A 13,297-nucleotide genomic window follows, 5' to 3' on the forward strand; every position below is an offset into this window, starting at 1 on the left:
CTGGGTGTCAGCCCGCGATGGCCTTGGTCCAGTTCTCGGTGACGACCTTCTTGGCCGCGTTGATCTGGTCGACGGTCGGGAAGGTGGTGAACGGCTTCTCGACGACCGGCAGCTTGGCGGCGGCGGTGGCGTCCAGGGTGCCGTCCTTCTTCAGCGCCTCGAAGGTGGACGGGGTGGCGTAGCCGCCGAGGAAGAGGTTCTGGCCCTCGGCGCTGAACAGGTACTCCTGCCACAGGCGGGCGGCCGCCGGGTGCGGGGCCCACTTGTTGATGCCCTGGTTGTAGAACTGGGCGTAGGAGCCGTCGGTCGGGATGGAGACCTTCCAGTCGATGCCCTTGTCCTTGAACTCGTCGGTGTAACCGGCGTTCAGGTAGGACCAGTCGATCGAGATCGGGGTCTCGCCCTTCTCGATGGTGGCCGGGGTGGACTCGACCGGGTTGAAGTTGCCGGCCTGCTTCAGCTTGCCGAAGAAGTCGATGCCGGGCTGGACGTTGTCCAGCGAGCCGCCGTTGGCGAGCGCGGCCGCGTAGACGCCGCCGAAGGCCGAGCCGGACTTGGTCGGGTTGCCGTTGAGGGCGACCTGGCCCTTGTACTCGGGCTTGAGCAGGTCGGCGAAGGTCTTCGGGCAGTTGGCGATCTTCTTGGCGTCGCAGCCGATCGAGACGTAGCCGCCGTAGTCGTTGACGGCGGCGCCGTTGGCGTCCTTCATGGTGTCCGGCACCTTGTCGAAGGTGGACACCTTGTAGGGGGCGAGGATGCCGTCCTTGACCGCCTGCAGGGCGAAGGCGCTGCCCAGGTCGACCACGTCGGGGGCGCGGTCCTGGCCCTTGCGGGAGTTGATCGCGTTGATCTCGTCCTGGCTGGAGCCGTCCGGGTTCTCCTCCTCGACCTCGATGCCGTACTTGGCCTTGAACGAGTCGATGATCTTGCCGTAGTTCGCCCAGTCCCGGGGCAGCGTGATGACGTGCAGCTTGCCCTCCTTCTTGGCGGCGGCGACCAGGCCGTCCATGCCGCCGAAGTCGGCGGCCGAGGTGGCCTCCTTGGCGTCCTTGGCGCCGGCCTTGGCGGCGTCGCCGGACTTGGCGCTCGACCCGGCGGAGCCGCAGGCGGTGAGGGAGAGCGCGGCGGCGGTCAGTACGGCCGCGAAGGCGGCGGCGCGGGCGCGGTGCACGGTCACGGGGAAGTCTCCTGTTAAGGGGGCGTACTGCGAGGGGGCGCTCGCGGGGGGTTCCGCGGGCCTGCGTCTCGCGAAGGGCGGCGGGGACGGCCGAGTGAGCGGCCGGTCGACGTCGTCCGAGTTGACTAGCCAACTTCGCTGACGGGGTAAGTACGCCGGAGCCCGGTGACGGGAAGGTGAACGGATGGCCCAGTCCCGGGGGCGGCTGCGGGAACGGTCGAATCAGGTCGACGGCGGAGCATTCGGCGGGTGCGATGCTTCGGGAGCGCAGCGGGATATGGTCGGGCTGTCCGGCGCCGTTACGGGCTGCGCGGGACACCGCCCAGGAGGGACATTGACTGACGTGGCACTGGAGTCGGAGCGCCCGGGCGCCGGTTCGGAGGGGGCTTCGGGCACCGGCCCGGAGCGGACTCCGGGCGGCGCTTCCGGAACCGAGCGCGGGGCCGGTTCGCTCTACCGCAAGGTCGCCGCCGACCTGCGCGAGGCGATCACCACCGGCGCGTTCGGCGAGGCCGGACGGCTGCCCGCCGAGGGCGCGCTCGCCGAGCAGTACGGCGTCTCGCGCGGCACCGTCCGCCAGGCGCTCGCCGTCCTGCGCTCGGACGGCCTGGTCACCTCGCGCCGGGGCACCCGCCGGGTGGTGCTCGGCACGGCCCGGGTGCAGAGCTTCTCCGAACTGCTCAGCTTCACCCGCTGGGCGTACTCGATGGGCGAGGAGCCCGGCGGCATCCTCGACTCGATGGTGCGCCGCCCGGCCGACGCCGCCGAGCGCGAGCAGCTGCGGCTCGAACCCGGCGACGAGGTCTACGTCATGGTCCGGCTGCGCACCCTCTCCGGCACGCCGGTGATGGTCGAGCGGACCGTCTACCCGCCGCGGGTCGGCGAGATCGTCGCCGAGCTGCCGCCGGACGTCGTCTCGCACACCGAAGTCCTGCGCGAGCACGGCATCCTGTTCACCGACGCCGACCACACGATCGACATCGTCGCCGCCAACGGGGACGACGCCCGGCTGCTCGGCTGCCGGCGCGGCGGCCCGCTGCTGCGCGAGCGGCGGCGGACGACGGACCCGACCGGCACGCCCGTGGAGTGGTCCCAGGACCGCTACCTGCCCGGCACGGTGGCGTTCAGCGTGCACAACTCGCTGGCCACCTCGGCACTTTCGCGGCACGCCCGGGAGATGGACTGACGTTCGCCGGCGGGGCGGCCCGGAGGCGGCCCCGCCGGCGACCGGTGGTCAGCGCATCAACGAGGCCAGCAGCGGCCGGAAGTGGGCGAAGTCCGGGGTCGCGGCCCCCGCCTCCTTGGCGCGCTCGTCCAGGCGGCGCACCGCCACCGCGTCCTCCGCGCCCGGGTGGGCGGCGAAGGCGGCGGCGTCCTGCTCGGACATCGGGCCGCCCTGCACCCGGAGGGTGTACTCGGAGGCCTCGGACAGCTTCGCCCGGTAGTCCGGCTCGACCGCGCACAGGTAGCGCTTGGCGGCCACGTGCAGCCGGACCGGCTCGGTGACCTCCGGGCCGAACCAGCGGGCCAGCCAGTCGGCCCCGGTGTCGCTGTGCCGGTTGTCCTGACCCTCCATCAGATCCCGTCCGTGCAGGGCCCCCTGGAAGTGTCCGACGTCGTGCAGCAGGGCCGCCGCGACCAGGTGCGGGGCTGCCCCGGCCGCCTCGGCCAGCGCGCCGGCCTGCAGCATGTGCTCGGCCATGGTGACCGCCTCGCCCAGGTACTCCCCGGCGCCCTCGCCCGCGAACAGCGCGGCCAGTTCGTCCAGCGCGGCCGAACGGCGGTGCAGCACGGCCAGGGTGGAGGAGAGCGAGTCCAGGTCCGCGTAGCAGCCCTGGAGGTGGCGGCGGCCGTCCTGGGCGAAGGCGGTGCGGGCGTGCATCAGCCGGGTGTTGTCGAAGATCAGGCAGTCGCCCGGATCGAGCCGGAACTCCAGCTGGAGCTCCGGGCGCAGGGTGATCGCGGCGAAGGCGCGGTACGCGGCGTAGAAGGCCTCCAGCTCCGCCGCCGGGCCGCGCAGGGTGGCGATCGAGCGGTTGTTGAACCGCACCTCGCGGATCCGTCCCCGGGGGTCCAGCTCGATCAGCGGTCGGTCGGCGCGCAGCTCGGTGGCGCGGTCGCGGAAGACGAACGGGACGGGGGTGCGGGTCAGTACGGCGAAGTGCTCCGGCGCCTCCGCGCGCAGCAGCGCGGCGGCCCGGAAGCCGTCCACCAGGCCGGAGTCCCCGCCGGTCGCCGAGTTCTCCAGGCAGTGCAGCAGCTGGAGGGTGGGCACCGGGTCGCGGTACGGGTTGTCGGTGTGCGGGGCGATCGCGGCGCTGGTGAACGCCAGGTTGTTCGGGTCCGGCTCGACCCGGACGTCGAACAGCTCGCCGTAGTTGGTGGCCCGCACGTACCCGAAGGTCTCCGCGACCGCCAGCACCTGCCGCTCGCGCACCGGCACCCCGCGCAGCACGGCGAAGCCGGAGCGGCGCACGGCGGCCAGTACGGCGGCCTGCTCGGCCGGGTCGGCCAGGTAGGCGGACCACGGCGCCTCGGGGATGCCGCCGGCGAAGTCCGCGGCCTCCCAGAGCCGCTTGTCGGCCTCGGTCCGCCCGTCGCCGCCGTCCTCCCGGTCCAGCCATGCGAGGGGGTGGCGGGAGCGGTGCCCGTCCGACCAGAGCACCTCCAGGTGCCCGTCCAGCTCGGCCCGCGCGGCGATCGCGAGGTCGCCCGGCAGATCGGTGATCTGGAACAGCTTCTGCCCGTTGCGCGGGTCGCGGCACTCGGCGCAGGGGCAGTTGTCGCGCAGCCAGTACGGCGGCAGCTCGGTGGTGGTCATGGTCTTCTCCTCGGCGGCCCGGGATCTGGGGGGTCGAAGTTGTATAGCCAACTTCCCCGTCGCGCAGGAGCCTGCCGGGGGCCGGTGAGCCGCGGGTGCCGGGGGAGTGAACGATTCGGGAACAGTGCCGGGCCGAACGACCGGGGCCCCTTGCCGGGCGGGCCCGGGCCTGCTCGGAGGTGCCGATGCCCGAACATGATCGACCTCCGGCCGGGGAAGCCGCCCCCGCCGCCGAAGCCCCGACTGCCGCGCCCCCGGCGCGTCCCTCCCGCCGCCGGCTCCGGCTCGGCCTCGCCGCCGCCGCGGTCGCCGGCGCCACCGCCCTCGGGGTGGCCTTCGCCGACAACGTCGCCGCCCTGGGCGCCTACCGGTACCAACCACCGCCGCAGTACGAGGGGCTGATGCAGGCGGCCGACGGCACCCGCGCCAAGCGGGCCTGGCGGACCGGCGGCGACTCCGGCGTCTCGGCCACCACCTGCCGCAGCACGGACGACCGGCGGATGGTCTTCGTGACCGTCGCCGAGATGCACGTCTTCCTGCCCGGCTCGCAGCTCGACGAGGCGATCGCCGCGCAGCGCGAGAACGGCTGCACCTGCACCGACCTGCACGACGTCGACCCGGGCGGGCGCGGCGGCGTGATGAAGTGCGGGCGGGCCCTCGTCGAGGAGGGCGGGCTGTCGGTGTGCACCTGGGCGGACGGCAGCATGTGGGCCTCCTTGACGGAGGTCCTCGACGGCACGACCGTCGATCCCGACGTGCTGGCCGAGCGTGCGCGGGCGTTCCGCGTCCTCGCCGAGGTGCCCGCCCGGGGCGCCTGAGGGCCGGGACCGGCGAACCGCCCCGCCTGCCGCGGCGGACGGGGCGGTTCCGGGAGCGTCAGACGGTCGCGGTCCAGGCCTGCTCGGCGGCGGTGAGGGCCGGGGCGGCGTCGGTGCCGGTCGCGGTGGCGAGGGCGGTGAGGGTGGCGCGGACGGTGTCGAGGGCGGCGGCGGGGCCGTAGTGGTTGACCCGCAGCATCTCGGCGGCCAGGGCGCCGCCGCCGGCCTGGACCGGGAGGGACGCGTCGAGGCGGCGCAGCTCGGCGGCGAGGGCGGTGGCGTCCAGGCCGGCCGGGGTGCGCAGGGTGGTGGCGACCGGCGCGGCGTGCGCGTCGGCCGGGACGAACGGGGCGAGCGTGCCGAGCGCCCGGACGCCCGCGCGGGTGGCGGCCGCGGCCGCCCGGTGGCGGGCGATGACGGCGGGCAGGCCGTCCGCCGAGATCCGGTCCAGGCAGGCGCCGAGCGCGAGCATCTCCAACTGCGCGGGCGCGTGCGGCAGGACGGTGCGCCCGGCGTCCGTCCAGCGCTCCTTCCAGTCCAGCAGCGAGAGGTAGGAGCGGCGCGGGGCGGCCGGGTTGGCGGTGATCCGCTCCCAGGCCCGCTCGGAGACCGAGACGGCCGAGACGCCGGCCGGCCCGCCCATCGCCTTCTGCCCGCCGATCACGCACAGGTCGACGCCCCAGGCGTCGGTCAGCAGCGGCTCGGCGGCCACCGAGGCGACCGCGTCCACCATCAGCAGCGCGCCGTGCTCGCGCACCACGGCGGCGATCTCGGCGACCGGGTTGGTGTTGCCGGTGGCGGCCTCGGCGTGCACCAGCGAGACGAAGTCGATGGCCGGCTCGGCCGCCAGCGCCTCGGCGACCTGCTCGGCGCTCACCGCGCTGTCGAACGGCACGGCGAGGTCGACGACCTTCGCGCCGCAGTCGCGCAGCCAGTTGCCGAAGGTCTGGCCGTACGGGCCGGTGACGATGTTGAGCGCGGTCGAGCCCGGGTGCGCGGCGCCGCGGATCGCGGCCTCCAGCGGCAGCAGCGCCTCGCCCTGGGTGACGATCACGTCGGCGGTGGTGTGCAGCAGCGCGGCGACCTTGTCCTCGATCGCCGCGAAGTCGGCGGCGCTGAGCGGGGGCAGGTCGAGGAAGGGGCTCACGGTCTCTTGGCCTTTCGAGGGGGGAATGGTGTCGGCCGGGAACGAGTCTGCCCCATCTTCGCCGCTCACGAGGAACGGCGCCGTCGGTAGAGTGCGGCCATGAGCGATGGCGCGGTGCTGCACGTCCGGGGTCGGGTGCTGGTCGGTCCGGAGGACGTCCGGGACGAACTCTGGGTGGTGGACGGCCGGGTGACCTTCTCCCGTCCGGCCGCCGTCGGCGCCGCCTCCGCCGATGTCCGGACGGTGGAGGGCTGGGTGCTGCCGGGCCTGGTGGACGCGCACTGCCACGTCGGCCTGGACGCGCACGGCGCGGTCGACGCCGCCACCAGCGAGAAGCAGGCGCTCACCGACCGTGACGCCGGCACCTTGCTGATCCGCGACGCCGGGTCCGCCGCCGACACCCGCTGGATCGACGACCGCGAGGACCTGCCCCGGATCATCCGGGCCGGCCGGCACATCGCCCGCACCCGCCGCTACATCCGCAACTACGCGCACGAGATCGAGCCCGGCGACCTCGCCGCCTATGTGCGGGCCGAGGCCCGGCGCGGCGACGGCTGGGTCAAGCTGGTCGGCGACTGGATCGACCGCGAGCGCGGCGACCTCGCCGCCTGCTGGCCGGGCGACGCGCTCGCCGAGGCGATCGCGGCGGCGCACGAGGAGGGCGCGCGGGTCACCGCGCACTGCTTCGCCGCCGAGTCGCTGCCGGACCTGCTGGCGGCCGGGATCGACTGCGTCGAGCACGCCACCGGTCTGACCGAGGAGCTGATCCCGGTCTTCGCCGAGCGCGGGGTGGCGATCGTGCCGACGCTGGTCAACATCGCCACCTTCCCGCAGCTGGCGGCCGGCGGCGAGGGCAAGTTCCCGGCCTGGGCGGCCCACATGCGCCGGCTGCACGAGCGGCGCTACGACACGGTCGGCGCCGCGCACGACGCGGGCATCCCGGTCTACGTCGGGACGGACGCGGGCGGCTCGCTGGCCCACGGCCTGGTCGCGGAGGAGGTCGCCGAGCTGGTGAAGGCGGGGCTCACGCCCGCCGAGGCGCTGTCGGCGGCCACCTGGGGCGCGCGCGCCTGGCTGGGGCGCCCCGGCCTGGAGGAGGGCGCGCCGGCGGACTTCGTGGTGTACGCGCACGACCCGCGCGCCGACGTCCGGGTGCTGGCCGATCCGCGGCTGGTGGTGCTGCGCGGGCGCCCGGTGGAGTGAGGGGCGGACCGGGGGCGTTCGCGTGATCATCTCGGTGAACGGGCTGTCGGAGTAGGCCGATAGGGTTACGCCCATGGCACCGCGTCCACTGAACGAGATCGTCGAGCCCGGGTGGGCCACCGCGCTGGAGCCGGTCGCCGGGCGGGTCGCCGCCATGGGCGACTTCCTCCGCGCCGAACTGGCCGCCGGTCGCACCTATCTGCCCTCCGGACCGAATGTGCTGCGCGCCTTCCAGCAGCCGTTCGCCGAGGTGCGGGTGCTGATCGTCGGCCAGGATCCGTACCCGACCCCCGGCCACGCCGTCGGCCTGAGCTTCTCGGTGGCGGCCGACGTCCGTCCGATCCCGGCCAGTCTGATCAACATCTTCCAGGAGTACGGCAGCGACCTCGGCCTGCCGCAGCCGTCCAACGGCGACCTCACCCCGTGGACGCAGCAGGGCGTGCTGCTGCTCAACCGCGCTCTGACCACCGCCCCGCGCAAGCCGGCCGCGCACCGCGGCAAGGGCTGGGAGGAGGTCACCGAGCAGGCGATCCGTGCCCTGGTGGCGCGCGGCGGCCCGCTGGTGGCGATCCTCTGGGGCCGCGACGCGCGCAATCTGCGGCCGCTGCTGGGCGAGATCCCGGCGATCGAGTCGGCGCACCCGAGCCCGTACTCGGCGAGCGGCGGCTTCTTCGGCTCGCGTCCGTTCAGCCGGGCCAACGAGCTGCTGGTGCGGCAGGGGGCGCAGCCGGTGGACTGGCGGCTGCCGTAACGGGCCCCGGCGTAGCAGACGTGGGTCAGCGTGGAGCGTCAACTTCACCCCAACGGGTGAAATGACGCTCTGTGTCACTCATGTGACGGATCGTTTGAGAAGACTGGCGGCTCATCCGTTCAGCCGTGGGGGTATCGCCATGTCTTCTCGACGAATCGTTTCCGCAGCCGCCGCCGTGGTGGCCTGTACCGTTCTCACCGTTCTCACCGTGCCGCCCGCCGGGGCCGCCGGGCCCTCGCCGACCGCCCCGCCGGCCGCCTCGCCGACCGCCTCGCCGGGCAAGGCGCGTGCCGTCACCGCCGAACTCGACCTGGACGTCCGGCTGTTGAACAACGCCGTGGACGTCCCGGTCGACGTCTCGCTCAACAAGGTCGAGTCCCCGGCCCAGCGCGAGGGCACCGTCCTCACCGCCGAGGTCGACGGCGTCGACCAGGCCGGCCCGGTCACCCTGGTCAAGGCGGACGTCGGCAAGTCGGTGACCAAGGTCGACGCCAAGGGCGCCACCGCCTCGGTCACCCTCGCCGACGCCGATGTGCACGCCCCCGGCCTGCCCGCGACCACCCTGCTCGGCCTGGAGGCGCTCAGCGCCACCGCCACCTGCCCCGTCGACGGGGCGCCCACCGCCGACGTGGTCGCGCCCGCCAGGCTCACCGTCCTCGGCAAGCCGGTCACGCTCAGCCTGTACGGGCCGACCAGGGTGGACGTGCCGCTGGTCGGCAGCGTGTCGGTCGAACTCTCCAAGAAGACCACCACCTCGACGACGGCCGCCGCCTCCGCCCTGGAGGTCCAGGTGGCGGTGGACCCGCTCAACCTCAATGTCGCCAAGGTGACCGGCACCATCACGGTCGCCTCGGTGAGCTGTGAGAAGCCCGTCCCGGCCGCCCCGAAGGCCACCGCGACGCCGTCCGCCGCGGTGGTGACCGAGACGGCCGCCCCGGCCGCCCAGCCCGCCGCGGACACCACCCCGTCCGCCGCCTCCACCACCACCTCGACGACGGCCGCCGCCTCCGCTCCGGCGACGGCCGCCGCGACGGCCCGCCGGACCGCGTCCCCCTCCGCCACGCACGCCACGGCCGCGCCCGACACCCTCGCCTCCACCGGCGGCAACGACGCCACCACCCCGCTCGCCGCCGGCGCCGCCGCCCTGGTCGCCGGAGGCGCCTGCGCGCTCTGGGGCACCCGCCGCCGTCGCGCCACCGCCCCGGCCCACGCCCGCCGGCGCTGACCGCCGGCCCCGGCCCCGGCCCCCCACGGGTGCGGGGGTGCCACCCGCGGCACTCCCGCACCGTAACCGTGCCAATGCGGACGGTTGGTTCACATGCGCGTTACATAAGAGGAACAACCGGGAAACGGCGGCTTGCGACGCTACGCGGGCACCCACCACTCAGTTTGCGAGGGACACCGCCGTGGCAATCAAGGCCGAGTACATCTGGATCGACGGCACCAAGCCGACCGCCAAGCTCCGCTCCAAGACTCGCGTCCTGCCGAACGCCGACAAGATCCCCACCTGGGGCTTCGACGGCTCCTCGACCAGCCAGGCCGAGGGTCACGCCTCGGACCGCGTCCTGACGCCGGTGCGCGTCACCCCGGACCCGATCCGCGGCGGCGACCACATCCTGGTCCTCTGCGAGGTCCACGAGACCGACGGCACCCCGCACGAGTCCAACACCCGCGCCCTGCTGCGCGCCGTCGCCGAGCAGTACGAGGCGCAGGAGTCGATCTTCGGCATCGAGCAGGAGTACACCTTCTTCAAGGGCTCCCGCCCGCTCGGCTTCCCCGAGGGCGGCTACCCGGCCCCGCAGGGCGGCTACTACTGCGGCGTCGGCGCCGAGGAGGTCTTCGGCCGCGAGATCGTCGAGCTGCACCTCGACCGCTGCATCGTGGCCGGCCTGGCCATCTGCGGCATCAACGCCGAGGTCATGCCCGGCCAGTGGGAGTTCCAGATCGGCCCGGTCGACGCCCTGAAGGTCTCGGACGACATGTGGATCGCCCGCTACCTGCTCTACCGCACCGCCGAGGAGTTCGGCATCGACGCCACCCTCGACCCGAAGCCGGCCCGCGGCGACTGGAACGGTGCGGGCGCGCACACCAACTTCTCCACCAAGGCGATGCGCGAGAACTACGACGCGATCATCACCGCCTGCGAGTCGCTCGGCGCCTCCCAGGAGAAGGTCCTGGAGCACGTCACCCAGTACGGCGCCGACATCGAGTCCCGCCTGACCGGCAAGCACGAGACCGCCCCGTGGAACGTCTACTCCTACGGCGTCTCGGACCGTGGCGCCTCGGTGCGCATCCCGTGGCAGGTCGAGGTGGAGCAGAAGGGCTACATCGAGGACCGCCGCCCGAACGCCAACGTCGACCCCTACGTCGTCACCCGCCTGCTGATCAACACCTGCTGCGCCGCCCTGGAGAAGGCCGGCCTGGTCTGATCCCGGTCCACCACCGGCAGCCGCACGCACGCCCGCAGGGCCTCCCCACCTCACCGGGGAGGCCCTGCGGGCGTTGCGGCGGTCCTGGCAGGGCCTCTTGATCGGGGCGGGGCTGGGCCGGAGAATGGCGGGCGTGAACGCTGCTGCCGATGTCGCCGACGGGGGGCTCGTGCGACGGCTGCACGTGGACCTGGGGCGGGTGTGGGCGGCCGCCTGTCGGTGCCGGTGAGGGTTCCCGGCGTTTCCCCAGACGGCTCTTCCGGCAGCGGAGTGTGTGTTCATGGCTTTGACGTTCCACTGGTTCCTGCCCACCAACGGTGACAGCCGGCAGGTCGTCGGCGGGGGGCACGGCTCGACGCCGGGCGCGGCCGGGGGCGATCGGCCGCCGTCCATCGGCTATCTGGGGCAGATCGCCCGCAGCGCCGAGCAGTTGGGGTTCGAGGGGGCGCTGACGCCGACCGGGGCGTGGTGCGAGGACGCGTGGCTGACGACGGCGATGCTCACCCAGGTGACCGAGCGGCTCAAGTACCTGGTGGCGTTCCGGCCCGGGCAGATCGCGCCGGCGCTGGCGGCGCAGATGGCGTCGACGTACCAACGGCACTCCGGCGGGCGGCTGTTGCTGAACGTGGTGACCGGCGGGGAGTCGGCGGAGCAGCGCGCGTACGGGGACTTCCTGGACAAGGACGCCCGCTACGCCCGCACCGGGGAGTTCCTGTCGGTCGTGCGGCGGCTCTGGGCGGGGGAGACCGTGGACCACGACGGCCCCCATCTGCGGGTCGAGCGGGCCGAGTTGACCCGGCTGCCGGAGCCGGCGCCGCCGGTGTACTTCGGCGGGTCGTCCCCGGCGGCGGGCGAGGTGGCGGCCCGGTACGCGGACGTGTACCTCACCTGGGGCGAGCCGCCCGCGCAGGTGCGGGAGAAGATCGCCTGGATCCGTGAACTCGCGGCGCGGCAGGGGCGGGTGGTGCGGTTCGGGATCCGGCTGCACGTGATCACCCGGGACACCTCGGCGCGGGCGTGGGCGGAGACCGAGCGGCTGCTGGCGGCGATGGACCCGCAGCGGGTCCGGGAGACCCAGCGGGCGCTGGCCCGCAGCGAGTCGGTGGGGCAACGCCGGATGCTCGCGCTGCACGGCGGCTCGGCGGAGCGGCTGGAGGTGTACCCCGGGCTGTGGGCGGGCGTCGGCCTGCTGCGCGGCGGGGCCGGGACGGCGCTGGTGGGCAGCCACCGGGAGGTGGCCGACCTGGTCACCGAGTACCACGAGCTGGGCATCGACGAGTTCGTGCTCAGCGGGATGCCGCACCTGGAGGAGGCGTACTGGTTCGGCGAGGGCGTGCTGCCCGTGCTGGCCGCCCGCGGGCTGTGGCGCCGGCCGGGGTAGCGGTCCGTCCGGCCGGCGCCGCGTCCGGGGCCACGGGCTACTGCTCGCCCAGGACCATCCACTTCTCCGGCTTCGCCACTGCCTCGAAGCCCACCTTGGCGTAGACGCCGTGGGCGTCGGCGGTGGCGAGCAGGACGCGGCGCAGGCCGTGCCCGGCGAGCCGGTCGCGGACGGCGGCGGCCAGCGCGGTGCCGAGGCCCCGCCCGCGGGCGGCCGGGGCGATGTAGACGTCGCACAGCCAGGCGAAGGTGGCCTGGTCGGTGACCACCCGGGCGTAGCCGACCTGGCCGCCCGAAGCCTGCTCGTAGAGGCCGAAGTTGAGCGAGCCCGCGATCGCCAGGTCCTGCTTCTCGCGGCTGCGGCCGAGCGCCCAGTAGGCGTCCTGGGACAGCCACCGGTGGATCAGCGCGGCGTCCAGGCGTGCGGGGTCGGTCGAGATCTCATAGCCGTCCGGCAGGGTGTTGTCACTGGTCATGGCCGGATCCAAGCAGGGATCCGGCCGTCCGACCAGCGGTTTTGCCTCAGTGGACGGGCACGGCGTTCTGCGGCTGGTTGTGCCAGTTGGTGACGATCGGCTTGTCGACGTTGGTCGGGCCGACCGGCAGGCTGACCGGGTCGGGGTCCGGGCTGCCGATGCCCACGATGACGTCACTGAACTCGACGGCCTGGTTGTCCTTGGTGGTCTTCGCCATCACGCCCGCGTAGGCGGTGGCCGAGCCGCTGAGCTTGATCGGCTGGCTGATGCCCTGCTCGGCCTTGGACGCCTCGATGCCGCGCGAGCCGAAGGCGATCACCGGGGGCCGGGGCGGAAGGGTGCAGCTGACGCCCGGCTTGGCCTTGGCGGCGATCAGGATGTAGCCGCCGGCCTGGGACTCGGTCTTGGCGGTGAGCACCAGGTCCTTGGCGCCGCAGGTGCCCGCGGGCGGGGCGTCGGCGGGGGCCGAGGGCTTGGAGGTGGCGGGCGCGGTGGGCGCGGTGGGCGCGGGGGTGGACGAGGGCGCGTTGCCGGTGGGCGTGGTGGTCACGGCCGGGCTCGACGCGGGGGCGGCGGCATCGCTGTTCTCCGGCCCGCACGCGGCGACGGTGACGGCGAGCGCCGCGACGGCGACGGCGGTGAGAGCGAGACGGCGCGAACGCATGCGGGTTCCCCCAGGGTCGTGACCGCCGGTGTCCCTCACCGGCGCACCACGACCGTACGACGGGATCGTTCACGGCCCGGTGCGGGAAATATCCCGATCCTGTCGCAGACCACGACACCGGAAAGGGCTGGCCGGCACCCCCGCCACACGGGACGGTCGACCCATGACCGCGCCCGTGACCGCACTCCCGTTGACCCGCTTCCTGCTCGCGTGGGCGGCCGGGCGGCCGTTCGTCTGGGTGGACGACGAGATCGGGCCGCAGGACACCGAGTGGATAGCGGCCCATCACCCCGGACCGGCGGCCACCTTCCGGATCAACCCCCGGATCGGCCTGCGGACCGAGGACTTCGCGGCCCTGCGGGCCTGGGCGCGTACGGAACTGGGGGCCGGCGCCTGAGGGCCGGTGATCCGGTGCCGCCGTCCTGCTGAAC

General features: G+C 74.0%; 13 protein-coding genes. 8 read left to right on the forward strand and 5 right to left on the reverse strand.

The window, feature by feature from the left end; translation table 11 throughout:
- Positions 1 to 7 precede the first annotated feature (7 nt).
- Positions 8 to 1,177, reverse strand: a complete 1,170-nt coding sequence (locus ABTX81_RS21940; protein WP_350548232.1) for an ABC transporter substrate-binding protein — start codon at positions 1,175 to 1,177, stop codon at positions 8 to 10.
- 343 nt (positions 1,178 to 1,520) lie between these two features.
- Between ABTX81_RS21940 and ABTX81_RS21945 the strand changes: the two genes are divergently transcribed.
- A complete protein-coding gene (locus ABTX81_RS21945; RefSeq protein WP_350548473.1) occupies positions 1,521 to 2,363 on the forward strand; it encodes a GntR family transcriptional regulator in 843 nt (280 codons plus the stop codon).
- A 48-nt stretch (positions 2,364 to 2,411) separates the two neighbouring features.
- Here ABTX81_RS21945 and tmpA read toward each other — a convergent pair whose 3' ends face one another.
- Positions 2,412 to 4,049 carry a 2-trimethylaminoethylphosphonate dioxygenase gene (gene tmpA / locus ABTX81_RS21950; protein WP_502892826.1) on the reverse strand — a complete coding sequence of 546 codons (1,638 nt, stop codon included), beginning with the start codon at positions 4,047 to 4,049 and terminating at the stop codon, positions 2,412 to 2,414.
- A 134-nt stretch (positions 4,050 to 4,183) separates the two neighbouring features.
- On the opposite strand from tmpA, the gene ABTX81_RS21955 reads away from it, so the two are divergent.
- A complete protein-coding gene (locus ABTX81_RS21955) occupies positions 4,184 to 4,816 on the forward strand; it encodes a hypothetical protein (protein WP_350548236.1) in 633 nt (210 codons plus the stop codon).
- A 58-nt stretch (positions 4,817 to 4,874) separates the two neighbouring features.
- Here ABTX81_RS21955 and ABTX81_RS21960 read toward each other — a convergent pair whose 3' ends face one another.
- Positions 4,875 to 5,963, reverse strand: coding sequence for a pyridoxal-phosphate-dependent aminotransferase family protein (locus ABTX81_RS21960; RefSeq protein WP_350548238.1), 1,089 nt, complete (start codon positions 5,961 to 5,963; stop codon positions 4,875 to 4,877).
- Positions 5,964 to 6,062: 99 nt separating this feature from the next.
- Between ABTX81_RS21960 and ABTX81_RS21965 the strand changes: the two genes are divergently transcribed.
- From ABTX81_RS21965 to ABTX81_RS21985, 5 genes are all read left to right on the forward strand, one after another.
- Positions 6,063 to 7,166 (forward strand): amidohydrolase family protein, encoded by a 1,104-nt coding sequence (locus tag ABTX81_RS21965; RefSeq protein WP_350548240.1) that lies wholly within the window; start codon positions 6,063 to 6,065, stop codon positions 7,164 to 7,166.
- 73 nt (positions 7,167 to 7,239) lie between these two features.
- Positions 7,240 to 7,917, forward strand: coding sequence for a uracil-DNA glycosylase (locus tag ABTX81_RS21970; protein WP_350548242.1), 678 nt, complete (start codon positions 7,240 to 7,242; stop codon positions 7,915 to 7,917).
- A 139-nt stretch (positions 7,918 to 8,056) separates the two neighbouring features.
- On the forward strand, positions 8,057 to 9,142 hold the full coding sequence (locus ABTX81_RS21975; RefSeq protein ID WP_350548244.1) for an LAETG motif-containing sortase-dependent surface protein: 1,086 nt from the start codon (positions 8,057 to 8,059) through the stop codon (positions 9,140 to 9,142).
- 181 nt (positions 9,143 to 9,323) lie between these two features.
- Positions 9,324 to 10,346: a glutamine synthetase GlnII gene (gene glnII / locus ABTX81_RS21980; protein ID WP_350548246.1), complete on the forward strand. Its 1,023-nt coding sequence runs from the start codon at positions 9,324 to 9,326 to the stop codon at positions 10,344 to 10,346.
- A 280-nt stretch (positions 10,347 to 10,626) separates the two neighbouring features.
- Positions 10,627 to 11,727 carry an LLM class flavin-dependent oxidoreductase gene (locus ABTX81_RS21985; RefSeq protein ID WP_350548248.1) on the forward strand — a complete coding sequence of 367 codons (1,101 nt, stop codon included), beginning with the start codon at positions 10,627 to 10,629 and terminating at the stop codon, positions 11,725 to 11,727.
- Between the two features lie 37 nt (positions 11,728 to 11,764).
- On the opposite strand, the gene ABTX81_RS21990 is transcribed toward ABTX81_RS21985, so the two are convergent.
- Together ABTX81_RS21990 and ABTX81_RS21995 are read right to left on the reverse strand one after the other, a co-directional pair.
- On the reverse strand, positions 11,765 to 12,202 hold the full coding sequence (locus ABTX81_RS21990; protein ID WP_350548250.1) for a GNAT family N-acetyltransferase: 438 nt from the start codon (positions 12,200 to 12,202) through the stop codon (positions 11,765 to 11,767).
- Positions 12,203 to 12,248: 46 nt separating this feature from the next.
- Positions 12,249 to 12,866, reverse strand: a complete 618-nt coding sequence (locus tag ABTX81_RS21995) for a DUF4232 domain-containing protein (RefSeq protein WP_350548252.1) — start codon at positions 12,864 to 12,866, stop codon at positions 12,249 to 12,251.
- A 163-nt stretch (positions 12,867 to 13,029) separates the two neighbouring features.
- Here ABTX81_RS21995 and ABTX81_RS22000 point away from each other — a divergent pair, with 163 nt between their 5' ends.
- Complete coding sequence (locus ABTX81_RS22000) at positions 13,030 to 13,263, forward strand: hypothetical protein (RefSeq protein ID WP_502892827.1); 234 nt, start codon at positions 13,030 to 13,032, stop codon at positions 13,261 to 13,263.
- Positions 13,264 to 13,297 lie beyond the last annotated feature (34 nt).

Source organism: Kitasatospora sp. NPDC097605, assembly GCF_040302725.1.
Taxonomy (GTDB): domain Bacteria; phylum Actinomycetota; class Actinomycetes; order Streptomycetales; family Streptomycetaceae; genus Kitasatospora.

Coding starts and splice junctions, on each gene's coding strand:
- ABTX81_RS21955 (WP_350548236.1), top strand. CDS start 4,184: ATGCCCGAACATGATCGACCTCCGGCCGGGGAAGCCGCCCCCGCCGCC.
- ABTX81_RS21965 (WP_350548240.1), top strand. CDS start 6,063: ATGAGCGATGGCGCGGTGCTGCACGTCCGGGGTCGGGTGCTGGTCGGT.
- ABTX81_RS21970 (WP_350548242.1), top strand. CDS start 7,240: ATGGCACCGCGTCCACTGAACGAGATCGTCGAGCCCGGGTGGGCCACC.
- ABTX81_RS21975 (WP_350548244.1), top strand. CDS start 8,057: ATGTCTTCTCGACGAATCGTTTCCGCAGCCGCCGCCGTGGTGGCCTGT.
- ABTX81_RS21985 (WP_350548248.1), top strand. CDS start 10,627: ATGGCTTTGACGTTCCACTGGTTCCTGCCCACCAACGGTGACAGCCGG.
- ABTX81_RS21990 (WP_350548250.1), bottom strand. CDS start 12,202: ATGACCAGTGACAACACCCTGCCGGACGGCTATGAGATCTCGACCGAC.
- ABTX81_RS21995 (WP_350548252.1), bottom strand. CDS start 12,866: ATGCGTTCGCGCCGTCTCGCTCTCACCGCCGTCGCCGTCGCGGCGCTC.
- ABTX81_RS22000 (WP_502892827.1), top strand. CDS start 13,030: ATGACCGCGCCCGTGACCGCACTCCCGTTGACCCGCTTCCTGCTCGCG.